Origin of the sequence: Autumnicola musiva (assembly GCF_031846585.1) — a bacterium.
Taxonomy (GTDB): Bacteria; Bacteroidota; Bacteroidia; order Flavobacteriales; family Flavobacteriaceae; genus Autumnicola; species Autumnicola musiva.
Window position 1 is genome coordinate 22,663 of sequence record NZ_JAVRHK010000005.1, and the last position, 17,882, is coordinate 40,544.

Here is a 17,882-nt window from a genome sequence, read left to right on the forward strand (position 1 = left end):
TCATTCCAATATCTTTGCATCTTTAAAATTTTGAAGTATATGATAAAATTGATTGTTACCGACATGGATGGGACACTTCTCAATGATAGGCATGAGTTGCACCAGGATTTCTGGAAAATGGAAGAAGCTCTAACTGAAAAAGGAATTATGTTCTCTGTTGCCAGCGGGCGCCAGTTTTATAACCTGGAATCAAAATTTGAAAAAATTAAGGACCGAATGCTTTTTTTTGCTGAAAATGGCACACATGTAGTCCATAAGGGAAAGGAACTATATGTAAATCCGCTGGATAGAGAGGGCGCTATGAAATTTATTGACATTGGTAGAGAAACTGAGGGTGCTCAATTAGTTTTATGCGGAAAAGAATCTGCTTATGTTGAATGTGACGACGAAGGTTTTATAAAAGAAATTCAGCAATATTATAAACGTCTTAAAAAAGTAGATAACCTTAAAGATGTGGAAGATACTTTTTTAAAAGTCACTGTATGTGATTTTAAAGGTGTTGAAGAGCACACGCTGCCACATTACGAAAAATTTCAGAATGATTATAAAGTGGCCGTTGCCGCAAGGATTTTTCTTGATATTACTTCTTTTACAGCAAATAAAGGTAATGCCATTGAAGGCGTGCAGAAAGAACTAAATATTTCCCCTGAAGAAACACTCGTATTCGGAGATTATCTAAATGATCTTGAAATGATGAAGAATGCCAGGTATAGTTATGCCATGAAAAATGCACATCCTGAAATAATTAATGCCAGCAGGTACATTACAAGCCATGACAATAATGAAAACGGTGTGCTTAAAACAATAGAAGAACTGGGGTTATTAAATGGGGAATTAAAGGAGGCATAAATTAACCTCTGAATTTTTTGAATTAATTAATTCAAAATGTTATTTTACAATTATATGAGTTTTATCCAGCCCTGTATTGCCTGTAGCAGGATCAAAAGCATAAACCATGATTTCATATACACCTTTTTCAAGCTCTATTTCGGCTAAAAAAGTACTGGATTTGGCACCCGTTTTTAAAGGAATTTCCTTCACTATTTTATCCTCATCATTACTAATAACAGCTTTTAATTCATATTGATTTGCATCCCACAAACCATTATCAGTAACAGGGCAGCCACACATGAGGACTATATTTGCTTTTATTTCTATAATTCCCTCTCCCGCAACGGTTTCATGAGTTTGTGGTGATAATATATCTACCGCAAATCCAGGAATTTCAAGTACCAGCCCATCTCCTGTGATATCTTTACCGGGGAGAAGCCATAGCTGAGTTGAAGACATTACACCTGCTCCTGCACTGTTTAGAGGTCCATAGGCTTCAACTGTTACAAATACCGGCTTTTTAATACTAAGTTGTGCAGTGAAGCCGGCCGTGCCTGTATCTGTAATACTTTGCCGACGTTCCCTTGGCTGCTTCATGATCTTTTCAGTATTCCCTGTACTGCCACTGGTAATTCCCTTAGCTAGTATTTCTCCTGTTGCCGCATCTTTAATAATAATCCTGGCACCTCCCATGGAGGTACCAATAAATTTTGCATCTTTTGCCTTTGCTCTTACAGTAATCGAGGTTTCCTGAGCAGACTCCTGCGCGTTCAGGATGAAAGTGAATACAAAAACAACTAAAAAGGTGAGTCGTAAGTTTAGCGCTGGTATTTTCATAAAATTCTACAAATGAATATATTCCAATTTAAGAAGTCTTTTCTGAATCAGCTATATCCTGAATCTCTTTTTGGTCAAAATTTCTTGGATCTTCCCTGTACAACTTCACGTAATTTTTTAAGGTATCTAATTCTTCCAAAGTCAAATCATCTGCCTTAAAATCATCTGAAAGAGCAAGCCAGGGGGCGGGAGCATCAAAGTTATAATCTCCAAATACCATAAATGGAGTACCATTACGCTTAACCTGATCGTCTTCCAGCCGCCACATTTCTGCCCAGTCGTAAATAAATTTAGCATCTTCCATTTTTAGCCGCACACAGGCATGGCTGGCAGGAAATCCCGGTAAATTGTATTGATGAACCCCTACCCCTTCAACATTGAGAAAATTGAAATAATATGGCAGGATCCAGTCCTTATTTACGGAACTCACCTTGCGTTTGGCTTTATAATTTCCATAGTGAAGGCCGTTTGGAGTAGGTGTGGACTTTTTACCTGAACTCACAGGTCCCCACCTAATTAATTTTCCCGATTCATAAAGGGCAATACCCTGAATTCGTTGTGCCACCAATACAGCTTTAGGAATGGAATCCAGAACGGGTAATTTTTCAGGAAATGGGCTGTAAAGAAGCAAATCTGTTGTGATGGTATCAGGAATTACCAAAGGAATTCCGGGACTTACCCTGTAATCTTCAATTCGATTAATCGCATATACAATCTGCTTTTCTTCTTCGGAATATCGGGTTTTTAAACTGTCCAATGCTTCCCGTGTGCTAAGAGAATCTATGATATAATTAATGGCCAGCCTGGAATCTTTTTCCGGTTCTTCCTGCTTCTGAAGTTGTTGAATGGTGTCTGTAAAAGTAGTTTCCTTCACTGGTTGCTTCATCTTTTCCACGTCATTTGAACATGAAGAAAAGGCAAAGAACAGAATTATCAGAAACACTGTGGATCTACCAAAATATTTAAAAATTTTTAAAGGGGACAAAATAAATGAGTTTTTATTAATATAAATACAAAATTAAGCTTCCTCCCCTACTGATACTACTAATAAAGCGTTAAGAGTTTGTTGGTTTAACTATAATTATTTTTCTTCTTCCGGTTTAAGTTTAATTTTTAACTTATTGAACCTTAAAAAACCGCCATGGATAATCGACGTACATTTATAAAGAAATCAGGCCTGTTTCTGGCTGCTTCTACCCTTCCCTTCCCGGGCATACTTTCCGCTAAACCTTCAAAAAAACTTGGAGTAGCCCTTGTAGGATTAGGCTACTACAGTACAAATCTTCTTGCGCCCGCATTGCAAAAAACAGATTATTGCGAGCTTAAAGGAATCGTAACCGGAAGCCCGGAGAAAATTCCGAAGTGGCAAAAACAATACGGGATTAAAGATGCTAACGTTTACAATTACGAGAATATGGACAGCATCGCCAATAATAATGATATTGATGTTGTTTACGTGGTGCTACCAAACAGCCTGCATGCCGAATATGCCATAAAAGCGGCAAATGCCGGTAAACATGTATGGTGTGAAAAACCTATGGCCAAAACGGCAGAAGAATGTCGCTCTATTATTGATGCCTGCAGGGAAAATGATGTAAAACTTTCCATTGGCTACAGGATGCAACATGAGGCAAATACCAAAACCATCATGAAATGGGCAAAGACCAAATCTTTTGGAGCAATTGAAGAATTAAAAGCTAATGCAGGATTTTACGGTACAAACATAAGCCCCTGGAGGCTGGAGCAGGAGATGGGTGGCGGTGCCATGTATGATATGGGAGTGTACTCATTAAACGGGGCCAGGTACTCCACCGGAATGGAGCCTGTTGCAGTTAGTGCCACCCATTCTACAAAACGGCCGGAGATGTTTGATGAAGTAGATGAAACCACTATTTTCACCCTTGAATTTTCGGAAGGAATTATAGCTAACTGCCGTACCAGTTTTGGAGAAAGCATGAATATACTGGATATTAACTGCGCTAAAGGCAGCTACTACCTGGAACCCTTCCAGGCATATTCTGGTGTAAAGGGTAAGGCGAGTGATGGCACTGTTTTAGAACCATTTGGTAAAAATCAGCAGGCGGTACAAATGGATGATGATGCCCTTGCTATTATAAATAATCAACCTGTGCTGGTTCCCGGAGAGGAAGGTTTAAAGGATATTCTTATTGTGGAAAAAATATTTGAATCTGCAAGTAAAGGAGGACAAAGGTTAAGCCTTTAGTATCTCTGGCTTATTAATACGTAATAAAATTATTCCGCTAATTTTCCGCAGAAAGATCAAAGAGGAATTTCTATAAGAGTTTCCACACCCCGCTGCGGTTGCATATTCCGTATTTCAAAGAAATAGTCTTTCCCGTAAAGGTTCTTTAAACGGTCATCAATATTGCGCAAACCTACACCTTTCTTCATCAGTTCCGCATGGGTTTCAGTAATAGATTCTCCATTATTTGTTATTCTTAGCACAAATTTCTTATCACGGCTAAAAACAGAAATATTAATGACCAAATCTGTATGGTTATAGGAATAGCCGTGCTTTATGGAATTCTCTATTAAAGGCTGCAGCAACAAAGCGGGTATCTTCTTGTAACGAAGCGATTCTTCGATCTCACGGTTTATAGTGAGGTGGTCTGAAAAACGTACATTAAGAATATTCAGGTAATATTTTAGGATACGCAGTTCTTCATCTAAGCTAATGCAATTGCTGTCGCTTTTATACAGGATTTCCCGCAAAAAATCGCTAAGATCGGCAATAGTGTCTTTCGCCTTCCCGGCATCAACATCTGTCAAAACTGCAATGGAATTTAAGGTGTTAAATAGAAAATGTGGTTGCAACTGGGAAGAGAGCATTTTCATTCTTGTAGTTACCAGTTGATTTTCCAGTTTTATATGCCGTTTTTCAGCTTCCTTTACCTGCTTAAGGTAATAATAGGTGTAGATAATGGAAACCATGGCAAAATAAATTAAAAAATTTAGGTCTATTACATACATAAATGCATACACACTTTCACTGAAGTTATAATCTGCAAAACCTTGTTGGCTGGTAATAATCGAATAAAAATCAAGTACCAGGCGAATTACCATTCCAATAAGAAATGAAAGAATAGTGTGAAAAGTTATAATTTTAGCCCATGAATATTTTTTATACAAAAAACGTTTAGTACTACTGGCAATAATAGTCATATAGCTTACCACAATTACATAATCCAGCAGGATATTGTGAAACAGGAAAGATGCCCATGAAAACGGCCTCGCGGGAAGCATCACATATTGCATATATGCCACCTTCGCAATAAGCACAAAATCGAACAACAAATAAAAACCGGCCAAAATTAAAACAAGGTTCCAGTCCAGGAACTTCTTACTAAACCAGGTGAGCTTCATTTATATACCTATTTTTTCCAAAAATTTGTCTTTATGAGATTTGCTTACCCGCAGTAATTTGTCGTCACTCATGCGGGCATCAATTTCTGAAAATTCTGAATGCACTATCTCCTGTACGTATTCTATGTTAATTATGCTGGACCGGTGAATGCGAACAAAAATATTCTTGTCCAGGCTTTCAGCCAAAGCATTCAGCGATTCCCGTAAAATATACTTTTTGCCCGCTGTATAGATTTCAGCATAATAACCCGATGCCAGGATATACAAAATTTTTCCCGGATCAATAAGGGCGGTTTTATTACCCTGTTTTACAGCTATTTTACTTGCACATTTTAGATTGGAAGAAGATTTGGAATAAACATGGAACAACTCCATCATTCGCTTTTCAAAATGGGCTTCAACCTCTTTTTGGGTTGTTTTGAGAACTTTTTCTATGGTTTTAAAAAACCGCTGATCTTTAAATGGCTTCAGCAGAAAGTCAAAAGCTTCCACATCAAAAGCCTTCAGGGCATATTTATCGTAGGCTGTAACAAAAATCACCATAGGCTTGGGGTTAATTTCCACCTTTTGCAAGACGTCAAAGCCATTCATATCCTTCATGTTAATATCGAGAAAAAGAAGATCGGGCTTCTTGGAATTAATTTCTGAAATAGCCTTCTGCCCGTTAGTGCATTGGCCTATTAACTCAATTTCGGCAATATCTTCCAGTAAATTGATTATTCTCCTCCTGGCCAGTTCTTCATCGTCCACAACAAGTGCTTTCATATATTTAATGCTATATTTATGGTGTGCAATCCCATGTTAATTTTAAGCATTTTTATTGAATATCAAGCTTGTATAATTTCAAATCTATACTTAAAAAAGCTACCGGAAATATTCCGGTAGCAGGCTAATTCAAATTGAACAATACTTATAACAGAAATTTAATTGCTCACAAAACCTGCAATTCCTTCTGTTTTACCGTCCAGTTTAATCTTCTGTTTCTCATTTTCTTTTTCGAGCTTAAGGCGGTAAGTAGATTTATCTAAATAATTGCCTTTTCCTCGTGCCACCACTTTGTTTTTGGTAATTGTCCAGCCTTTATAATCTCTTAAAACCGCACGGGAGATTTCTATGGGCAATGGTACATTTTTAAACTTCTGAAAAGTCCTTTGCAGGTTTCCTTCCCCATCAAAATTTGCAAAAAGAGATCCTTTGGCACATCTAAAAGTGACTTCATAGGTATCATTTTGATCGTAATTACCTTCTGAAATAAAATTCTGAATATTAAAATTTTTGTTCATAAAGGAAATTGGATTTTTAACAAATTCGCCTGCGTATGCTTCCACTACTTTAAATGAGGAAGTATTACCTTCTCTTAGTATCTTTGCATCCAAAGGGGCAAAGCCTACTTTAGCTTCTTCTAATTGGTTAATTTTTTGAGCATTGGCGAGAGCACAGAACGTGAGCAGGGTCAGGAATAAGATTAAATTTTTCATGATTGTTTGTTTTAGAATTAATTTGTTCTATTTATTGATTGATGATTAATGATGCTAATCTATGGCAAACATCCCTGGTAAATTATGTTAATGATGCCATTGCCCCAAAAGAAGTAACAGGCAACTGGTTTTAAGATATAAATTGCAAAACCAGTTCTACCTCGTTTTGAACAATAACAGGAAGTAACCCATATCAATCTGCTGGTATTTCATAGCATCTGGCTCTAAAGGCAACATTGCTTTTCTACAGGTTAGACAAAGCAAAATAATTGTTTAATTTAGTGTCAAACTTTTTTATGAAAGCCATTATATTCATCGTAATTATTAGCTGTTTTTCCGGCAGCTACGCCCAATATGCTGTCTTACCTGAAAATTTTGTTTATGTAGAAAAGGCTGTTCCAGGTATAATGCAGGAGATTAGGTATGCCGGCAAACATAATTTTACAGGCAGGACTGTGCAATCTTACAATGCCCCTGTGGCTATTCTCACTAAAGCTGCCGCAAAGGCATTATGCAAAGTACAGGAGGAACTATTAAACGAAGGCTATTGCCTTAAAATATTTGATGCATACAGGCCACAATCGGCAGTTAATAATTTTGTGGAGTGGGCAAAAAATGAAGAAGACACTGTTGCAAAAAATGTATATTATCCCGAGGTTAAAAAATCGAAACTTTTTCAAAAGGGCTATATTGCTTCCCGTTCGGGGCATTCCCGTGGCAGCACAGTAGACCTTACTATTGTGGATGCTGATACAGGGGAAGAACTGGATATGGGTAGTCCTTATGATTTCTTCGGAAGTATTTCTCACCACAACAGCAATAAACCTAGTAAGAAGCAGCAGGCAAATCGTGAGTTACTAAAAAATGTTATGAACAAATATGGTTTTAGACCTTATTCTGAAGAGTGGTGGCATTACACTCTAAGAAACGAACCTTATCCGGATACTTATTTTGATTTTCCGGTAGAATAAATTTCCAGTTTTTAAGATTTAAGACCTGCCATTATTAAACAGCAGGCCTCTTCTATTTTAATTTATCTAAAGAATATAATCGGTACTAACAAAATTAGATTTATCACTGGACAGCAATTCCTGAAGTATCTTATTATTATAAGGATTGTCTTTGGAAGCCACAAAAGTCCTTATAGAGAAAGAACGTAGGGCATCGTGCACGCTTAAAGTTCCTACGGCTGAATCTTTTCTTCCGGTAAACGGAAAAACATCGGGTCCTCTCTGGCAGGAACTGTTCAGGTTTACTCTACATACAAGGTTGACCAAAGTATCAATTAGCGGCGCAAGTTGCTGAATATCTTTTCCAAAGAGGCTCACCTGCTGGCCGTAATTTGAATCTGCTATTTCATTTAATAAATCTTCAATAGAATTAAAAGGCTTCACAGGTATTACCGGGCCAAATTGCTCTTCTTTATAAACCCTCATTTCCGTAGTAACCGGATAAAGCACAGCCGGGTAAATATAATTTTCTGAAACCTTGCCACCTTTCTCATTCAGAATTTTCGCCCCCTTGTCTTTGGCATCGCTGATAAGCTCCTGTATATACCGAGGTTTATCAGGTTCCGGAAGCGGTGTAAGCTGTACTTTTTCTTCCCAGGGATTCCCAAATTTTAATTCATCTACCTTTTTAGCAAAGCGGCTATTGAATTCTTCTTTTATATCCTCATGAACATGAATTATTTTAAGAGCAGTACATCGCTGTCCATTAAATGAAAGCGTACCCGAAATACATTCCTGAATTGCCAGGTCCAGGTCGGCATCAGGCAAAATAATGGCAGGATTTTTAGCTTCCAGCCCCAGCACCAGTCTCAGCCTGTTTTTAAAAGGATGTTGATCCTGCAGGGCAATGGCAGATTTACTATTGCCTATTAAAGCCAGTACGTCTACTCTACCGGTAGCCATAATAGGGGCCGCTACTTCCCTTCCCCTACCGTAGATTATATTTACAACTCCATTAGGAAAACTTGACTGGAACGCCTTTAGCAATGGCGATAACAGTAATACCCCATGCTTTGCCGGTTTAAAAATTACTGTATTCCCCATGATAAGGGCGGGAATTAAAAGCGCAAATGTTTCATTTAAAGGATAATTGTAAGGCCCTAAACACAAAACAACTCCCAGCGGACCCCGGCGGATGTGTGCATTAACATTGTCTCGTTTTGAGAACTTGGCACTATCCCTGTCCAGCTGCTTGTAATCCTCAATGGTATCATAGATATATTCCACAGTCCTGTCAAATTCCTTTTGGGAATCCGGAAGGGATTTTCCAATTTCCCACATCAGGTATTTTACCACCTTTTCTCTTTCCTGCTTCATTTGGGAGACAAAATTCTCCATACATTCAATCCTGTAGGAAACTTTAGAAGTTGGCCAGGTCCCTTTACCCTTATCGTAAGCATCACAAGCATGATCCAGCACTTCCAAAGCGGTGGTTTTATCCATGTGGGGCACTGTTCCCAATAAGGTCTTGCTATATGTTTCACCAGAGGAAATTGTAGAAAATACCTCATCTTTTTTGCCGTGCCATTTCTTAAGCTCCCCGTTTCCCAAATAGGTATCCTGGTGCAGCAGTTCCTTAATTTCAAAGGCAGTTGGATTACTCATAATTATATTGAATGGTTAAAATTAAATAAAGTTGCTAAATAAATCGCAATAGAAGCAATTGTAAGCATTTTAACAAAAATATATTTGAAATAGCACATGAATAACTTTTTTGTTCCATTTTGAACAATGTTTTAAAAGCAACCATGCATTTAATAATCTAATAATGGATTAGGTAGTTTATCCAAAATTTGGCGGGTTACAAGATTATTTAAATTCTGCCAGCTAGTATAATTCTCAGGAGATTGGTTTGGAGGTATGTGGAAGTAGTTACCAGCTCAATAGTTAAGAATCAGAAACTAAAATTATTTTCAAAAATTATATACAATAACATAAGGAAAAGACATAGAAGTGCTGCGCTAAGCAATTTATTCTGAAATTTCAATTTTTTAAGGCTGTATTCGGTCATTTCCTTCTCCAGCTTTTCAGCCCTTAGATATTCTTCAATTCCCATTAGCCGCGCCACCTTTCCTTTATCAGTAAGATAAACCTTACCTAAAGCATCTATTTTAACCAGGTTATTCTTTATCAATTTATCCCAGTACTCTTTAGATGAGTTCCGGATAACTTCAGTATATCCAATACCATCTTTTAAAAGGTTTATAAAATAAGCATCTTTAGAAATCTCCATAATCTTAAGAAAATTGCTTTCCTTATAAATTTAACACACTTACAGTTTATAGACAAATTTAGTTCTTTATCTAAAATACCTGTTTTTATATTTCCTACATAGTATATCTTTTTTTCGACATCCTATACAGTTGAATTTCTTTAAATAAGAATACTTCGTGATACTTAATTCCTCACCTAATTTTCAATAAGCGCCTTACCAGCTTTTATGAGGACCACAGATATTTAATTTGAAGAATTTAAATAACGTTCAGCAAAAGCTACAGGAGGAATATTACCAAATATTTTTTTGGTAAGTTCTATCATTTCAGAATCAAACATAGCCCAGTATTCCTTATCCTCAGCAAATTTTTTCCAGCGATCATGAAGATTCATCTTTTGCGCTTTCCCGGAAAAACTTGTTCCATCAAAGGAACTTCCGCCTGCCACTTCAGTAACCTCATTAAAGCCTTCATCGGAAAAAGATATTTCAAGATCCTGAGCAATTTGCCTGCGATATTGAGAGCTGGAAGTCCAGGAATTATAATTAATAAGGACTTTATTTTTTAGATATTTCCCATTTAAAAATTCCCGTGCATGTTGCTTATAAATTCGCTGAAGGGTAAGAATCGAAATTGGTTTCCCTCCATGACCGGGATAGTGCCCTCTAAGAAGACCGGATTTAATCCTGCTGGCAAACAAATTAAAAGGATCTCTTAAGATGATAATATTCCGCTGGTGAAGTGAGTTTCCCACCCAGATTTTATGCTGAGATTTGTTAGTTTTTTCTAAAGGCCCCAGGAAACAATCTTCATGGTTATAAAGCAAATAATCTTTTGATGTGAAGTTTCCCTGCCGCTCCTTCTCCAGATCGAAATTTTCAATATTAGTCTGATAAACCTCACCTTCCTCAGTTAAAGGCCTGGCGGTTAGAAAAGGATTATATTTTGGCTCGGTACAATTTAAAAAGCAATACTTCCCGTTTAGCTGATTTATTATCCAGTTGATAATTGCATGATTCCCGCTACGGGAAAGCCCAATAATGCGAAATTCTGCATTTTGATTAGTCTTTTCCCTGACAATCATTTCCACTTCCGGACTTCCTTTTTTCATTCCTATATCTTTTTTATATAATGAATTATCTGTTTCAAGTCTCAAACTAAAAATAATAAGTGAACAAAAAAGGATAATTTCAAAAAAGAAATCCTGCTCCTCCATAAATGTAAAAATGGGTACTGAAAAGAATTGTTAATTTTAATAAAATCCGGGACTTGTGTTGCCGTAGATTTAATAATTTGTTCTCACAAAAATCAACTATAACCCGTGAACACTCAATTTATATTATATGGATGAAGAGCTTTTACTCCGGCAACAATTAACAGGATTACTTAAAGGAGGCTTTGCTCCAAATGTTATTTTGCTTCGTGAATTTTCCTACGATAAATGCGGAGTAATATTAGACGGTCTTCATTTTTCAGCATGGATTTTACTCGGCCACATCAGGGCCAGGCAACAATCTCTCCTCAAATTTATGCAAGATCCCCAAAACAACCAAGATGTATGGCCTGATGCCCACTGGCCGGATAATTATCAACCTGAAACCAGAGAAGAATGGGACAATGCTATAGATGAGTACAACAGGGAACTTGAAAAAGTAATAGAAATTGTTAATAATCCTGAAACACCTATTTTCAAAGTCCAGGCAAACGGAGAAACAATTTCGTGGGCCGCCATGACCATTCTGCACCACACCGGCTATCATATAGGGCAGTTAAAAACCATAGGCCGGCAGCTTGGGGTGTGGTAATTCTAGAGTAATTGTTGTGAGGCAATTATTTCTTCCTTTAAATTTTTAAAATCTGTATTATGGAAGTTTCTGGGAAATTGATCATTATCTAAATCTGAATAATTCAGAAAATTAATTAAAGGCCCTGCAATTTTACCGACTGTTATTTTTTGATTTTCTGATAAATGTTCTTTCCAGTACCCGGAAGTTCCTTTCCTGAGATGCCTGGGATTTTTCTTTTTCAGGTTTTTGAAACTCACCGCCTGCTCCAGTTTTTCCCTTTCTTCCCGGTTGAGATAAATCTCCAGGTAATTCAAAAGCAGGGATAGCTCTTCCTGAAAATTTCTTCGGAAGCCTTCAAAATAGCATATATGAATATTATATTTTTCACTTAGCCTTAAATAATCCCAAACATGCCACACCCATTCAGTCATAAGCCTCTCAAGATTCTGTTCCAGATATATTTCCGGATCCTTTATTTCCTGCGGAAAATATTTAAGCATATAATCTGAACAAAAGTATTTGGAAGCTGAAATAACTACATCCCGCGGATCCCTTACAATATATACCTTCTTACCTAGTAAGTTCAGGATATCGCCGCTTCTTTTACAAACAGGGGAATGCGTCCAGACATGATTAGTATTATTCAGATATTGCGAAAAATCTTCTATGGGCATTTTAAAGATACTGCTAATACGGTAACTAACCTGCAAATCTTTAATATCTATCATATCTATAACAGATTGTTCAGGATAATTAAGATCCCAGGTTTTAGCCATGGCCTGGATAGGATGCTTTTCAATAAAGCTTGAAGAACCTTCATTTCCATATTTAAAAATTCGGTGAAGGATTTGATAAAGCCAGAAATTTCCCGATTTAGGATAGCCAATCTGTAGCGTATGCATAAACATTTTTAAATAAAAGTAATAAAATGATATACAGCAAAAGGAATTATTTTCTCATCTAAATAGTATGGCATAGTTAGTGAAACATTATATACCTCTAATACAAAAGTTTACATCTTTTGCACCTAAATCAAAGAACAGAACTAATTATGACATTGAAGAAAATTATATATTTTTCTGCTATTGCTATTTTTTTCATCTCCTGTGAAAAGGATGATGAAATTCTTAATAATAGCGTGGCAGAAAATGAAAAGGAAGCTGCAACTGAAAATCCTGTAGAAGCAGCAGATATTGAAATACAGGAGTTTATATATTCCGGTATGAATGATATTTATCTTTATCAAACCGATGTGCCGCAACTGGTTGATGGATATTTTGCAACGGATGCCGAAGAGGCTGATTTCCTACGTGGTTTTGAATCTCCTGAAGTTTTGTTTCAGAGTTTAATTTCTTCTCAGGACCGTTTCAGTTTTATCACTGATGATTATGTAGCTCTTGAAGAAAGTTTCGACGGAATTAGCAGCAGCACAGCCGGTATGGAATATGGCCTGGGCAGGATTAGTGGTACCAACAATATCTTTGCTTTTCTGCGGTATGTTTTACCTGATACACCTGCGGCAGAAGAAGGACTTGAGAGAGGCACGGTTTTTACAGAAGTAAATGGAGAAAAAATGACATTGGATAATTTTGAAGATTTACTTGAAACCGATTCCTTTACCATAAATATTGGTAAAATTGAAGGAGGAAGCATAGTAATGTCGGACAGGACAGCAACTCTAACAAAAAAACAATATACCGAAAATCCGGTTTACCTGGCGAAAACCCTGAATCTTGAAGGTGAGAAAATTGGCTACCTCATGTACAACAGCTTTATTGCCGATTTTGATGACGAGCTTAATGCTGAATTTGGTAAATTTAAAGCTGAGGGTATAACCAATCTTATCCTTGATTTTCGCTATAATGGTGGTGGATCTGTAGAATCGGCTGTGGATTTAGCCAGTATGATTACAGGACAGTATGAGGGAGAAATTTTTATGAAAGAACAATGGAATCCCAGGTATCAGGAATATCTGGAAGCTCAAAATGCCGAGAACCTTATTAACAGGTTTGATTCTAAGATAAGAACAGGAGAATCCATTAATAGCTTAAACCTTTCCAAAGTTTATGTTATTACCAGTCCCAGTACGGCATCTGCAAGCGAACTTGTTATAAATGGACTTGAACCATACATTAACGTGGTACAAATTGGTGAAATTACCACCGGAAAGTTTCAGGCTTCAGTAACCTTGTATGACAGCCCGGATTATGCCCGTAAGGATGCCAATGAAAATCACACATATGCAATTCAACCCCTTGTTTTTAAATCGGCGAACGCAGATGGAAAATCTGATTACATTGATGGATTATTACCAGATGTGGAATTACCGGAAAGTATAAACAATTTAGGAGTTTTAGGGGAAACTTCAGAACCACTTCTAAAAGCCGCTATTAATCATCTACTGGGGCAACCACAGGAAAAAAGAAGTGAAGCTTCTGTAAAAGCAGCTCAAAGATTTATTCCTGTTGGAGAAAGCGGGATGAATAAACCTAACTTTCAAAGAATGTATATAGATAAACTACCGGCTAATCCCAGGAAAGATTAGAAGGAGATAGATTAGAAAAAATAATACACAGATATAAGAAAAGCCCGGATTTTCGGGCTTTTTTTGACTACTAATATAGCCTTATAATGAATATTTTCAACCTTAATAAGTTTTAAGATTTTCACAGTTGATAAGGTATGTAACCTTTAGTTACTGAACTGCTTCCTTCTTAGTCTGTGCATTTTCAATATCATCTTCCGCTTCAATTTCAGCAAGATAACGTTCTGCATCCAAAGCTGCCATACAGCCGGTACCTGCTGCCGTAATTGCCTGCCGGTAAACTTTATCCTGAACATCTCCTGAAGCAAACACACCGGGAATATTGGTTTTTGTGGTTTTGCTGTTTGTAATAATATAACCGGTTTCATCCATATCAAGCCAATCCTTAAAAATTTCGGTATTAGGTTTATGGCCTATAGCCACAAAAAATCCGGTAATATCTATTTCCTCTTTCTCTCCGGTTTGGTTATTAATCATTCTAAGGCCTTCCACCACCTGGTCCCCCAAAATCTCGTCAACTTCGGTATTATACCTTAAATCAATATTTTCGGTAGTCTCCACTCTGTGTTGCATAGCCTTGGAAGCTTTCATATAATCCTTACGTACCAACATGGTCACTTTTTTGCAAATATTGGCAAGATAGGTAGCCTCTTCTGCAGCAGTGTCGCCACCTCCAACAATGGCCACATCCTGACCTTTATAAAAGAAGCCGTCACATACTGCACAAGCCGAAACTCCGCCTCCTCTTAATTTCTGCTCACTTGGCAACCCAAGATATTTAGCCGTAGCCCCGGTAGAAATAATTATGGTTTCTGCCTCTATCCAATTAGAATTATCAATACAAGCTTTATGAATACCCCCTGCTTTTTTGCTGAATTCCACTTCAGTAACCATTCCTATTCTCACTTTGGTTCCAAAACGCTCTGCCTGTTTCTGAAGGTCCACCATCATTTGAGGACCATCAATCCCATCAGGATAGCCGGGAAAATTATCAACTTCAGTAGTGGTAGTTAACTGCCCCCCCGGTTCCATTCCGGTATACATCACCGGCTTCATATCGGCCCGGGATGCGTAAATAGCTGCAGTATATCCTGCCGGTCCGGAGCCGATAATAAGACATTTTATTCTTTCAATGTTGTCGCTCATATCAAATAAATTTTGGATTGTAAAAATACTAACTTTAGTCCAAACCTATAGCCTAAACTAATTAAGATTCATTATTCGCCAATAGTTGTAACGCATTAAATAGAACAGAAGTAAACCGGTTTTAAAAAGTAAAAACTTAATTTACCGTTTGCTCTATAAAAAAGTAACTTTGCCTGCAATGGAGCTTAGCTTATTCAATGTACTGGATATCCTGGGAACAATGGCCTTTGCCATTTCAGGAGCACTTACTGCAATGGACCGGAAACTGGATCTTTTCGGAGTCTTTATAATTGCCTTTGTCACGGCTATTGGCGGCGGTACACTTCGGGACGTTCTTATTGGGAATACACCGGTTATCTGGATGGAAAACACACTTTATATCTATCTTATCGGGATTTTTACCATTCTGGCTATTATCTTCAGAAATAAAATTTATTATTTAAGAAGGTCGCTTTTTCTTTTTGATACCATTGGTCTTGGTGTTTTTACCATTACGGGAGTGGAAACCGGAATAAGAAATGAACTTGATCCAATAATCTCTGTAGCACTAGGTGCAATGACGGGTACTTTTGGTGGTGTGATTCGTGATATTCTCTGTAATGAAATTCCTGTTATCTTCAGAAAAGAAATCTACGCCACTGCCTGCCTTATAGGTGCCTCCGCTTTTGTTCTCCTTTACAATTTTGGGGTGAATACAGATGTTATATATATAGTAACCTCTTTAACCGTAATTATTATCCGGCTGCTAGTGGTAAAATATAAGATCTCCCTCCCATCTTTCCACCTTAATTCCGGGAAAGGTAATTTTTAAGGTTTTCTATAACCTTTTCTGATAAACGGGTTTCAGTTTCAGCAGACCAGCCTGCGCTTTTTTCTGCGGAAATAATATTAGTATGTTTTAATACCCTTCCGTCCAGGGCATTTTTCCCGTCCCCATCAAAAATGGCAAAATTTGAAGTATCCTTTATCCAGTCCTGAAAAGCAGCTTCATTAAAAGGAAGGCCAAGAGAAGTATTAATCAGGATTTTTCCTGAACCCAAAGCAGCAAATTCTTCTTTTCCCAAAATTTCAATATTCTTCGGAAGATGAATACTGACTATTTCTGAGGTTTCCAACAGTTCATTTAAAGGCAGGTATTTAACATTTTTCGCCTCCCATTCTTTTTTCCGGCTTCGGCTAAAATAATACAGATCTGCTCCAAATGGCAGCAGGCATTTTGCCAGTAATCGTCCGGTAACTCCCAGGCCGATAATTCCAATTTTTCGGTTGGTAAGTTCCATCGGCATTTCCCGCCACTGATTTTCACCAAAACCATGGAGCAGTCTCACCAGGTCTGAAACAATGAATTCAATTACCCCCGGATCACCATAATCTCTTATTCCCGTAACCTCTATTCCTTTATCCCGGGCGAAGTTTACCGCCACGTTAGCCGACTCATCATCATAAAGACTGCAGCACATACCGATATATTTCAAATTTGGACAGTTGCTAATAATTTCCCTGTCCAGGTGAGTACGCCATGAAACCAGGACCGCTTCAGCATTCCCGATACGTCCTATAATTTCATCTTGGGAGGATGGATAATCTTTATAAACTTCAACTTCAGTTTTACTGTATTTTTCTAATTCCTGTAAAGCCCAATCCTGTAGTTTGGTATGATCTACAGAAACAATTTTGTTGAATTGCCGCATATATTTTTTTCCGAAGATAATAATACTGAAATTTATTGCTGCATATGAGCGGGATTATCCTTCCATAATGATCTCCAACCTCCGCCAAACCTGCTTTCAATTTTTCCCTGTATTGAAGAAAAAATAATAACCAATATTCCTGTTCCCATATCACTAACAATCGCCCAGGTATCGGTATAGCCTAATATCCATGGAGCAAGCAGCAACCATGCTCCTATTGGTAAATTCCATTTCCTTACGTTTCGCGTAGCTTCCCACCAGGAAACAACCGCAAAGGTTACAATTACAGGCCCGGCAATATGCCCATTATCGGCATGAGCAGCGGTATTGCCAATAAAACCCGGAGCGGCCATAAGCCATATTCCTAAAATAGTATTTATTACTTGTGCCCACATCTTAATTTACTTTTTCAATTTCAGATTTCACACCCCAAAAGGCTTTCCAGGTAGAAGCGCCCGATCTTTTTACCCGCTGCATATATTGAAGGCTGGCCAGCATTTCATCCATAGCCGGGCCAATCATTGCTATCGAAATTACTGCAGAACACAGGCAAAGTGTACACCAGGCTGAAAATAATACCGGTTGAAATACCACCAGCATTACACTTACAAACCCTAACGGACCTACTGCCAGTCCAAAAACAATAACTATCCACGGCATCTTTTTCCAACGATGTGTGCCGCCAATTACCCCTGTAACAGCATCTACAAGGTAACCTATAGCTCCTAAAGCCGCGTCGGGAATAGGCAATACATTCGAAATTTTTGAATTGAGTATTTCTTTACTTCCATTTCCAAAAAACGGCTCCCATACTGTATCAATAATATTAAGCTGGTAAAGTGAGAGATATCCTGCAACAAACACACCTATTATTGCGAGTATTACTATGGGAAGTCTTTGTCCCCAGGTAGCCGGATTATAATCCCATCCTGGCGGGATTTGATCAGTTTTTGAAGCCAT

General features: G+C 37.7%; 19 protein-coding genes. 6 read left to right on the top strand and 13 right to left on the bottom strand.

Annotated features, from left to right (window positions below):
* Positions 1-39 precede the first annotated feature (39 nt).
* Positions 40-849 (top strand): Cof-type HAD-IIB family hydrolase, encoded by an 810-nt coding sequence (locus RM539_RS08455; protein WP_311502955.1) that lies wholly within the window; start codon positions 40-42, stop codon positions 847-849.
* 39 nt (positions 850-888) lie between these two features.
* On the opposite strand, the gene RM539_RS08460 is transcribed toward RM539_RS08455, so the two are convergent.
* Both RM539_RS08460 and RM539_RS08465 read right to left on the bottom strand, forming a co-directional pair.
* Positions 889-1,668: a hypothetical protein gene (locus RM539_RS08460; RefSeq protein ID WP_311502956.1), complete on the bottom strand. Its 780-nt coding sequence runs from the start codon at positions 1,666-1,668 to the stop codon at positions 889-891.
* Between the two features lie 28 nt (positions 1,669-1,696).
* Positions 1,697-2,554: a L,D-transpeptidase gene (locus RM539_RS08465; RefSeq protein ID WP_311502957.1), complete on the bottom strand. Its 858-nt coding sequence runs from the start codon at positions 2,552-2,554 to the stop codon at positions 1,697-1,699.
* A 255-nt stretch (positions 2,555-2,809) separates the two neighbouring features.
* Here RM539_RS08465 and RM539_RS08470 point away from each other — a divergent pair, with 255 nt between their 5' ends.
* Positions 2,810-3,892, top strand: a complete 1,083-nt coding sequence (locus RM539_RS08470) for a Gfo/Idh/MocA family protein (protein ID WP_311502958.1) — start codon at positions 2,810-2,812, stop codon at positions 3,890-3,892.
* 56 nt (positions 3,893-3,948) lie between these two features.
* On the opposite strand, the gene RM539_RS08475 is transcribed toward RM539_RS08470, so the two are convergent.
* From RM539_RS08475 to RM539_RS08485, 3 genes are all read right to left on the bottom strand, one after another.
* The gene (locus RM539_RS08475) at positions 3,949-5,052 is read right to left on the bottom strand and encodes a sensor histidine kinase (RefSeq protein WP_311502959.1); all 1,104 of its coding nucleotides are present in this window, start codon (positions 5,050-5,052) and stop codon (positions 3,949-3,951) included.
* Entirely contained in the window at positions 5,053-5,817 is a 765-nt protein-coding gene (locus RM539_RS08480; RefSeq protein ID WP_311502960.1) for a LytR/AlgR family response regulator transcription factor, read from the bottom strand.
* Between the two features lie 158 nt (positions 5,818-5,975).
* Entirely contained in the window at positions 5,976-6,530 is a 555-nt protein-coding gene (locus tag RM539_RS08485; protein ID WP_311502961.1) for a hypothetical protein, read from the bottom strand.
* 296 nt (positions 6,531-6,826) lie between these two features.
* On the opposite strand from RM539_RS08485, the gene RM539_RS08490 reads away from it, so the two are divergent.
* Entirely contained in the window at positions 6,827-7,501 is a 675-nt protein-coding gene (locus tag RM539_RS08490) for a M15 family metallopeptidase (protein ID WP_311502962.1), read from the top strand.
* 66 nt (positions 7,502-7,567) lie between these two features.
* On the opposite strand, the gene RM539_RS08495 is transcribed toward RM539_RS08490, so the two are convergent.
* The 3 genes from RM539_RS08495 to RM539_RS08505 form a co-directional block, all read right to left on the bottom strand.
* On the bottom strand, positions 7,568-9,145 hold the full coding sequence (locus RM539_RS08495; protein WP_311502963.1) for an NADP-dependent glyceraldehyde-3-phosphate dehydrogenase: 1,578 nt from the start codon (positions 9,143-9,145) through the stop codon (positions 7,568-7,570).
* A gap of 289 nt (positions 9,146-9,434) precedes the next feature.
* The gene (locus RM539_RS08500) at positions 9,435-9,773 is read right to left on the bottom strand and encodes a hypothetical protein (protein ID WP_311502964.1); all 339 of its coding nucleotides are present in this window, start codon (positions 9,771-9,773) and stop codon (positions 9,435-9,437) included.
* Positions 9,774-9,997: 224 nt separating this feature from the next.
* Positions 9,998-10,864, bottom strand: coding sequence for a hypothetical protein (locus RM539_RS08505; RefSeq protein WP_311502965.1), 867 nt, complete (start codon positions 10,862-10,864; stop codon positions 9,998-10,000).
* 232 nt (positions 10,865-11,096) lie between these two features.
* Between RM539_RS08505 and RM539_RS08510 the strand changes: the two genes are divergently transcribed.
* Positions 11,097-11,558 carry a DinB family protein gene (locus tag RM539_RS08510; protein WP_311502966.1) on the top strand — a complete coding sequence of 154 codons (462 nt, stop codon included), beginning with the start codon at positions 11,097-11,099 and terminating at the stop codon, positions 11,556-11,558.
* Between the two features lie 2 nt (positions 11,559-11,560).
* Here RM539_RS08510 and RM539_RS08515 read toward each other — a convergent pair whose 3' ends face one another.
* The gene (locus RM539_RS08515) at positions 11,561-12,442 is read right to left on the bottom strand and encodes a sulfotransferase domain-containing protein (protein WP_311502967.1); all 882 of its coding nucleotides are present in this window, start codon (positions 12,440-12,442) and stop codon (positions 11,561-11,563) included.
* Between the two features lie 149 nt (positions 12,443-12,591).
* Here RM539_RS08515 and RM539_RS08520 point away from each other — a divergent pair, with 149 nt between their 5' ends.
* The gene (locus RM539_RS08520; protein WP_311502968.1) at positions 12,592-14,085 is read left to right on the top strand and encodes a GFO_1087 family putative carboxy terminal peptidase; all 1,494 of its coding nucleotides are present in this window, start codon (positions 12,592-12,594) and stop codon (positions 14,083-14,085) included.
* Positions 14,086-14,235: 150 nt separating this feature from the next.
* On the opposite strand, the gene trxB is transcribed toward RM539_RS08520, so the two are convergent.
* The gene (gene trxB / locus RM539_RS08525; protein WP_311502969.1) at positions 14,236-15,231 is read right to left on the bottom strand and encodes a thioredoxin-disulfide reductase; all 996 of its coding nucleotides are present in this window, start codon (positions 15,229-15,231) and stop codon (positions 14,236-14,238) included.
* A 178-nt stretch (positions 15,232-15,409) separates the two neighbouring features.
* Here trxB and RM539_RS08530 point away from each other — a divergent pair, with 178 nt between their 5' ends.
* The gene (locus tag RM539_RS08530; protein ID WP_311503156.1) at positions 15,410-16,042 is read left to right on the top strand and encodes a trimeric intracellular cation channel family protein; all 633 of its coding nucleotides are present in this window, start codon (positions 15,410-15,412) and stop codon (positions 16,040-16,042) included.
* Here the strand turns inward: RM539_RS08530 and RM539_RS08535 are convergent.
* Genes RM539_RS08535 through RM539_RS08545 form a run of 3 tightly spaced genes read right to left on the bottom strand, consistent with a single transcriptional unit; the run spans position 16,017 to position 17,882 of the window.
* A complete protein-coding gene (locus RM539_RS08535) occupies positions 16,017-16,922 on the bottom strand; it encodes an NAD(P)-dependent oxidoreductase (protein ID WP_311502970.1) in 906 nt (301 codons plus the stop codon). The two genes, RM539_RS08530 and RM539_RS08535, sit on opposite strands and share 26 nt — an antisense overlap.
* Positions 16,923-16,954: 32 nt before the next feature.
* On the bottom strand, positions 16,955-17,317 hold the full coding sequence (locus tag RM539_RS08540) for an SPW repeat domain-containing protein (RefSeq protein WP_311502971.1): 363 nt from the start codon (positions 17,315-17,317) through the stop codon (positions 16,955-16,957).
* 1 nt (position 17,318) lies between these two features.
* Complete coding sequence (locus tag RM539_RS08545; RefSeq protein ID WP_311502972.1) at positions 17,319-17,882, bottom strand: vitamin K epoxide reductase family protein; 564 nt, start codon at positions 17,880-17,882, stop codon at positions 17,319-17,321.

What these genes read in the sequence shown, in the direction of transcription:
- RM539_RS08455 (WP_311502955.1), top strand. Translation starts at nt 40, where the DNA reads ATGATAAAATTGATTGTTACCGACATGGATGGGACACTTCTCAATGAT.
- RM539_RS08460 (WP_311502956.1), bottom strand. Translation starts at nt 1,668, where the DNA reads ATGAAAATACCAGCGCTAAACTTACGACTCACCTTTTTAGTTGTTTTT.
- RM539_RS08465 (WP_311502957.1), bottom strand. Translation starts at nt 2,554, where the DNA reads ATGAAGCAACCAGTGAAGGAAACTACTTTTACAGACACCATTCAACAA.
- RM539_RS08470 (WP_311502958.1), top strand. Translation starts at nt 2,810, where the DNA reads ATGGATAATCGACGTACATTTATAAAGAAATCAGGCCTGTTTCTGGCT.
- RM539_RS08475 (WP_311502959.1), bottom strand. Translation starts at nt 5,052, where the DNA reads ATGAAGCTCACCTGGTTTAGTAAGAAGTTCCTGGACTGGAACCTTGTT.
- RM539_RS08480 (WP_311502960.1), bottom strand. Translation starts at nt 5,817, where the DNA reads ATGAAAGCACTTGTTGTGGACGATGAAGAACTGGCCAGGAGGAGAATA.
- RM539_RS08485 (WP_311502961.1), bottom strand. Translation starts at nt 6,530, where the DNA reads ATGAAAAATTTAATCTTATTCCTGACCCTGCTCACGTTCTGTGCTCTC.
- RM539_RS08490 (WP_311502962.1), top strand. Translation starts at nt 6,827, where the DNA reads ATGAAAGCCATTATATTCATCGTAATTATTAGCTGTTTTTCCGGCAGC.
- RM539_RS08495 (WP_311502963.1), bottom strand. Translation starts at nt 9,145, where the DNA reads ATGAGTAATCCAACTGCCTTTGAAATTAAGGAACTGCTGCACCAGGAT.
- RM539_RS08500 (WP_311502964.1), bottom strand. Translation starts at nt 9,773, where the DNA reads ATGGAGATTTCTAAAGATGCTTATTTTATAAACCTTTTAAAAGATGGT.
- RM539_RS08505 (WP_311502965.1), bottom strand. Translation starts at nt 10,864, where the DNA reads ATGAAAAAAGGAAGTCCGGAAGTGGAAATGATTGTCAGGGAAAAGACT.
- RM539_RS08510 (WP_311502966.1), top strand. Translation starts at nt 11,097, where the DNA reads ATGGATGAAGAGCTTTTACTCCGGCAACAATTAACAGGATTACTTAAA.
- RM539_RS08515 (WP_311502967.1), bottom strand. Translation starts at nt 12,442, where the DNA reads ATGCATACGCTACAGATTGGCTATCCTAAATCGGGAAATTTCTGGCTT.
- RM539_RS08520 (WP_311502968.1), top strand. Translation starts at nt 12,592, where the DNA reads ATGACATTGAAGAAAATTATATATTTTTCTGCTATTGCTATTTTTTTC.
- trxB (WP_311502969.1), bottom strand. Translation starts at nt 15,231, where the DNA reads ATGAGCGACAACATTGAAAGAATAAAATGTCTTATTATCGGCTCCGGA.
- RM539_RS08530 (WP_311503156.1), top strand. Translation starts at nt 15,410, where the DNA reads ATGGAGCTTAGCTTATTCAATGTACTGGATATCCTGGGAACAATGGCC.
- RM539_RS08535 (WP_311502970.1), bottom strand. Translation starts at nt 16,922, where the DNA reads ATGCGGCAATTCAACAAAATTGTTTCTGTAGATCATACCAAACTACAG.
- RM539_RS08540 (WP_311502971.1), bottom strand. Translation starts at nt 17,317, where the DNA reads ATGTGGGCACAAGTAATAAATACTATTTTAGGAATATGGCTTATGGCC.
- RM539_RS08545 (WP_311502972.1), bottom strand. Translation starts at nt 17,882, where the DNA reads ATGGCTTCAAAAACTGATCAAATCCCGCCAGGATGGGATTATAATCCG.